Here is a 4,103-nt window from a genome sequence, read left to right as displayed (position 1 = left end):
AAAACTCATTTAAATCACTTTGCTATTAAGTACAAATTGATTCTTAGAGCGAACCAGATTGCTTGGCAGGAGCTTAAAAATATGGCAGCTTAAAATTGACCGTGCGTAACATGAGTTATTACTCGGGTAGTTCTCTAACAAGAACGCAATAGCAGTCTGCATAAAAGCAACGTCAGGATCTTTATAATTAGAAAATAAGGTTTCTAATTGCCTAAATGGCCTCTTTTCTTGTTGATGAGCCTTAAATCGTTGACTCCATTTAATTAAGGTTTCCACATCACTAAGAAGCAAGCTAGGGCTAACATGGGTAGGAATAAAAATTTGCACAATTTCTCTGAGGGCGCGAAAGATATAGAGCCCATGGTAGGAAATCATCGTACAAGCCATCGTAGCTCCTAGGACAAAAACAAAACTATCTAGACTAAAAAAAATCCGATAGGAATCACTATCGGTATAAATAATCCAGGAAAGCATTGCAAAGCCCATGAGAATACCTAATATGGAACTTAAAGAAATCGCTCCAGATTTACTATGAGGATAAGTAACAACCGTTTCTTTTTTTTCCAAATAACGTTCTTCTTTTTCTAAAGGACGCTCCTCTTTATAAGGCACCCGCGTAAAAAATATTTTTTCAGGAGAGGGTTTGCTCTCCTCTAAGGGAGGTTTCTCCTCCTCCTTATCTTCTTGAATTAATTGAATTAGCTTATTACTATTTCTGGAAATGTTATATAAGTTATTCATTTTAATTAAGGCAGCATTTTTTTCTTTATAGCTACTTGCGTGCTCGAACAAGCTTTGATATTTATCGATATGTTGCTGGATTGACCATTTCAAATCCTCTATACGGAGCCCTGGTAATTGCACAAGCGCCTCTTTTAACGCTTGGTTAAAATGCTCTCGCTCATAAACGGAAATTTCTGAAGTTTCGGCCGTAATATAAGGTGAAAATTTATTAGGAATTTCGTGGTATGCAGCAGTTAATCCCTCTTTAGTTAGTAAGGGACTATCCTCTCCTAAATTTTTAAAATTAAATTGAATAGAGGTACTATCTTCAAGATAAGAAGAACTTTGAAATAAGGGTTTAAAACTACTGAATAATCGTTCTACCATAAGGGAGCGGCTAACGGTAAAAATATATTCTTTATTTTCCCAATGTCGCTTTAAAATAAGACCTGCGAACAGTTCATCCAGATAATCACAGCACTGATTATATTGACTGTCATTAATAGGCATTATTTCACCACAAGGGTTATTAAGCAAGTGTCCTTCTTTGCAAGTGTAGCCTCAAAACACTGGTTTAGCAAAAGTCACTATTTGCACGCCTTGCTTTTTATTTTTTTAAAAAAATATTAAAGTATGGTTATATTTTTATAAGGACATTGTTATGAAAGAAGGTTATACCCTAGTATCAGGATTTGCACGCTCTTTTATTTCAGGTGAACCAATTTCTGGGGCAACCATAAGCTCTTTAGAAAATGATAACTTAAAACTTATAACTGATAGTAAAGGTCAATTTGGCCCCTTCGAATGGCCTATAGGTCAAGAGCTTACTCTCGTTTGCGAAAAATCAGGATCCTTTTGGTCTGGGTATAAAACGACTCAAACCCCCACTTTCTTAGTACCCCCCGAAGGTATTAATAATAGTGATAGGTTGAAAAATATCTCCTTCCAAGTTCCTTCGAATATGGCGTATAAGCTACTTTCGGTTGCCATGGGTATTAGTGAGGATCCTGACTGTTGTCAAATTGCTGCAACTATTACACCACCGAATAAGACCATGGATGATATTCCCCAAGGTGTAGAGGGAGTAAAAGCCATTTTATCTCCCCAGGTGAAAAGCCCCGCATTTTATTTCGGGATGTTTCCCGTTGTACACAAAACAAATCCATTTATACGCGGTTTAAAGACGACGTCCTTAGATGGTGGAGTAGCTTTTACCAATGTCCCCCCTGGGACTTACACTTTAACTGCAGAAAAAGACGCCACTTCTTTTTCCACCATTACTATTAAAGCACGAAAAGGAGTAGTGGTTAATGCAAGTCCCCCCAATGGGCCTACCATGATCGAGGAACGCTCACAATTAGTAACCAGCCAGCACTATCAATTTTTCAAACCTGCTGCAGCTGTGGCTGCTAGTATCTGTATTGCGGGTTTAGCTTTACATCATTATATGAAATAATTGTTTTGTTTTTTCTAAAACGCGCTTATTAAAAGAAGATAGACAATGAATATACGATGTACTTGGGCTCCTGCCGATAAAGAAGATTATTTACACTACCACGATACAGAATGGGGTGTTCCTCTGCATGAAGATCGCCTTCTCTTTGAAATGTTAATCCTTGAAGGAGCTCAGGCCGGGTTAAGTTGGTATACCATACTTAAACGCCGAGAAGCTTATCGCAAAGCTTTCAAAAATTTTGAACCGCTCCCCCTAGCCCAAATGACTGATGAAGAATTAAATAGCTTATTAACCAATGCTGAAATTATTCGCAATCGCTTGAAAGTATTTTCTGTGCGTAAAAACGCACAGGTCTTTTTAAAGATTCAAGAAGAATTTGGATCTTTTGATAGCTATGTTTGGCAATATGTTAACGGTGTTCCCCAAATTAACCGCCCCAGAAATCTCAGTGAAGTCCCCTCCCACACTTTAATTTCAGATGCTTTATCAAAAGATTTGAAAAAAAGAGGCATGAGCTTTGTGGGTTCGACGATTATTTATGCCTACATGCAAGCAATTGGTATGGTTAATGATCACATGATAGATTGCTTTCTTTGTCCTAAGTGACCTTATTCATCAATATATAAGCATTTTTTATTGACAGGAAACTGCGCCATTATCTATTTGCAACTCATTCCCACCAGAATCAATTACAAATTGTCCTTGGTATACCGATTTATTTTTCTTTGCTTGGGCAGAAATGACTAGGCGCACTCGGGATTTATCATCATGATCCATTGCGATAAGCACTAAATTTCCATTTCTCATACTAAAAATACTGGTATCAACAGGATAGGTAAAATCAAGCTTAGGCACATCACCCAGTTTTCGCGGCACAGCAAAAGAAATTGAATCAGTAAGACCTTGTAAAGTGCATACTATCATTTTTTGTGCAGCAAAAACCAAACTCATTGGAGTACTTAAGAGCAAAAGGACAAGACCTAATTTTTTCATCAAACACTCCTTGTTTAATTCTCTAAGACTCATTATAAACAAACTCATCGTCATAAAATATAAATGCGACAGCCACGTGTGGGAGGAATCTTATAAGCTATAGGAGGGGTACTAAGCCAGTCGCATCCAGCCAATAACCCCCAGATCTTTTAATAAATAATGGCCTTGTGGATTACGTTGTAAAAGAATTTTACGAGCATAACTCTCATTTTCCCAAGTAGTATTAGCATAGTTTTGTTCTGCTACATAAATATACCCTTTACTAAGCTTAACAACCACGGAAACATGGCCATGAACCCCTTGTTTCTTATTATAAATGAGTAAATCATTTACCCTAGGCTTCTCTCTAGTTTTACCATTAGTAAATTTATGCCATTTCACACTAAGGTTCGAATCTACTTTGTTGGCGGTTTCTAAATCCCAAATTTCGTAAGCATGATCAATAGAAGCAAAAGTATAGCCTAATCGTTGTATATACCATCTTCGCGCATATTCAACACATTGCCACTTCATTCCGGTTTTATAGGCTTGCTGACCTATTATTAGCTTATGCCATTCTTCACTCTCGCACTCGTTATTGCAATTACTGTATCCGATGACGCCATTACTTCCGCCAAGTTTTTTGCCAAAAGGAGAAGCACAAGCAGTTGAACAAGACTTTGCAAGCGTAGCCGCATTTAAGCTATAGGGAAACAAAAAAACCAAAGAAAGAACGGATAAAGTTAGAAATGACCGCATGTACAATCTCCTATATTTTAAAGCATATAATCTTATACACTATAGGTTTTTGCAAGGTAAAATAGGCAAGCCCACAGGGCCACCTCATGAAAAAAATCTAGCTTAAATCGGTAAATAATGAGAGGCTAGCTTCATTTAAATGGATATAGGAATGAAGCTGGAAGAAGGATTTTTAGATTTTTTTATTTCACTT

The 4,103-nt window shown here is 37.1% G+C and carries 5 protein-coding genes; 2 read left to right on the top strand and 3 right to left on the bottom strand.

Annotation, left to right across the window (positions count from 1 at the left end):
• Positions 1–9: 9 nt before the first annotated feature.
• A complete protein-coding gene (locus ELY15_RS14195; protein WP_127101163.1) occupies positions 10–1,233 on the bottom strand; it encodes a hypothetical protein in 1,224 nt (407 codons plus the stop codon).
• Between the two features lie 151 nt (positions 1,234–1,384).
• Between ELY15_RS14195 and ELY15_RS14190 the strand changes: the two genes are divergently transcribed.
• Both ELY15_RS14190 and ELY15_RS14185 read left to right on the top strand, forming a co-directional pair.
• Complete coding sequence (locus ELY15_RS14190) at positions 1,385–2,179, top strand: carboxypeptidase-like regulatory domain-containing protein (RefSeq protein ID WP_127101161.1); 795 nt, start codon at positions 1,385–1,387, stop codon at positions 2,177–2,179.
• Between the two features lie 45 nt (positions 2,180–2,224).
• Positions 2,225–2,785 carry a DNA-3-methyladenine glycosylase I gene (locus tag ELY15_RS14185; RefSeq protein ID WP_127101159.1) on the top strand — a complete coding sequence of 187 codons (561 nt, stop codon included), beginning with the start codon at positions 2,225–2,227 and terminating at the stop codon, positions 2,783–2,785.
• Positions 2,786–2,812: 27 nt separating this feature from the next.
• Here ELY15_RS14185 and ELY15_RS14180 read toward each other — a convergent pair whose 3' ends face one another.
• A complete protein-coding gene (locus tag ELY15_RS14180; protein ID WP_127101157.1) occupies positions 2,813–3,172 on the bottom strand; it encodes a hypothetical protein in 360 nt (119 codons plus the stop codon).
• Positions 3,173–3,283: 111 nt separating this feature from the next.
• The gene (locus ELY15_RS14175) at positions 3,284–3,910 is read right to left on the bottom strand and encodes a CHAP domain-containing protein (RefSeq protein ID WP_127101155.1); all 627 of its coding nucleotides are present in this window, start codon (positions 3,908–3,910) and stop codon (positions 3,284–3,286) included.
• Positions 3,911–4,103: the final 193 nt, after the last annotated feature.

This window comes from Legionella sp. km772, from assembly GCF_003989735.1.
Lineage (GTDB): Bacteria > Pseudomonadota > Gammaproteobacteria > Legionellales > Legionellaceae > Legionella.
This window is presented reverse-complemented; position numbering and strand designations above follow the sequence as displayed.

Bases quoted from the DNA above. Each gene is read 5' to 3' on its own strand.
- ELY15_RS14175 (WP_127101155.1), bottom strand. From the start codon at position 3,910: ATGCGGTCATTTCTAACTTTATCCGTTCTTTCTTTGGTTTTTTTGTTT.
- ELY15_RS14190 (WP_127101161.1), top strand. From the start codon at position 1,385: ATGAAAGAAGGTTATACCCTAGTATCAGGATTTGCACGCTCTTTTATT.
- ELY15_RS14180 (WP_127101157.1), bottom strand. From the start codon at position 3,172: ATGAAAAAATTAGGTCTTGTCCTTTTGCTCTTAAGTACTCCAATGAGT.
- ELY15_RS14185 (WP_127101159.1), top strand. From the start codon at position 2,225: ATGAATATACGATGTACTTGGGCTCCTGCCGATAAAGAAGATTATTTA.
- ELY15_RS14195 (WP_127101163.1), bottom strand. From the start codon at position 1,233: ATGCCTATTAATGACAGTCAATATAATCAGTGCTGTGATTATCTGGAT.